This window comes from Methylobacterium sp. DB0501, assembly GCF_011043735.1.
Lineage (GTDB): Bacteria > Pseudomonadota > Alphaproteobacteria > Rhizobiales > Beijerinckiaceae > Methylobacterium > Methylobacterium alsaeris.
Genome location: NZ_JAAKGV010000084.1, coordinates 1 through 1,009 on the forward strand (window position 1 = coordinate 1; position 1,009 = coordinate 1,009).

Genomic DNA, 1,009 nt, shown 5'->3' on the forward strand with positions numbered 1-1,009 from the left:
ACCTCCTGCATGTTCGAGACGGTCTTCTCGAAGGTCGCATCGTGCGGGGCGATCACGATCACCGGAACCGCGTCGTCGATCAACGCGATCGGCCCGTGCTTCAGCTCGCCCGCCGCGTAGCCCTCGGCGTGGATGTACGAGATCTCCTTCAGCTTCAGCGCGCCTTCCAGCGCCATCGGGTAGGCCGTGCCCCGGCCCAGATAGAGAACGTCCCGCGCCTTGGCGATCTCGCGGGCCAGCACCTCGATCTCGTCCTCGCGCTTGAGCGCCTCGGCCATCAGCCCCGGCACCTTGATCAGCGCGTCCACCAGCCGCTTCTCCCCCGCCGCGTCGAGGGTGCCCCGCGCCCGCCCCGCCGCCAGCGCCAGGCACAGCAGCACCGTCAGCTGGCACGAGAACGCCTTGGTCGAGGCGACGCCGATCTCCGGCCCGGCCAGCGTCGGCACCACGGCCGAGGCCTCGCGGGCGATGGTCGAGGTCGGCACGTTGACCACCGCCAGCGTGTGCTGCCCTTGCGACTTCGCGTAGCGCAGGGAGGCCAGGGTGTCGGCGGTCTCGCCCGACTGCGAGATCACGATCGTCAGCCCGCCCTTCTCCAGCGGCGGCTCGCGGTAGCGGGTCTCGGAGGCGACGTCGATCTCGACCGGCAGGCGGGCCAGGGTCTCGAACCAGTACTTGGCCACCAGCCCGGCATAGTAGGCGGTGCCGCAGGCGGTGATCGAGATCCGAGTGAGGGTCGCGAAGTCGAAGGGCAGCGCCTCCGGCAGGGCGACCCGGCCGGCGGCGAGGTCGACGTAATGGGCGAAGGTGCGGCCGACCACCTCGGGCTGCTCGTGGATTTCCTTGGCCATGAAGTGGCGGTAATTGCCCTTGTCGACCAGGAAGGCCTGGGTGGCGATCTTCTGGCGCGGGCGGGCGACGACGTGGCCGGCGCCGTCGCGGATCTCGGCGCCGTCGCGGGTCAGGATGGTCCAGTCGCCCTCGTCGAGATAGGTGATCTCGTCGGTGA

The 1,009-nt window shown here is 70.0% G+C and carries 1 protein-coding gene; it reads right to left on the reverse strand.

The window, feature by feature from the left end; translation table 11 throughout:
• The coding region (locus G4G93_RS35415; RefSeq protein WP_165091974.1) for an isomerizing glutamine--fructose-6-phosphate transaminase at positions 1 to 1,009 on the reverse strand (1,009 nt) is incomplete at both ends.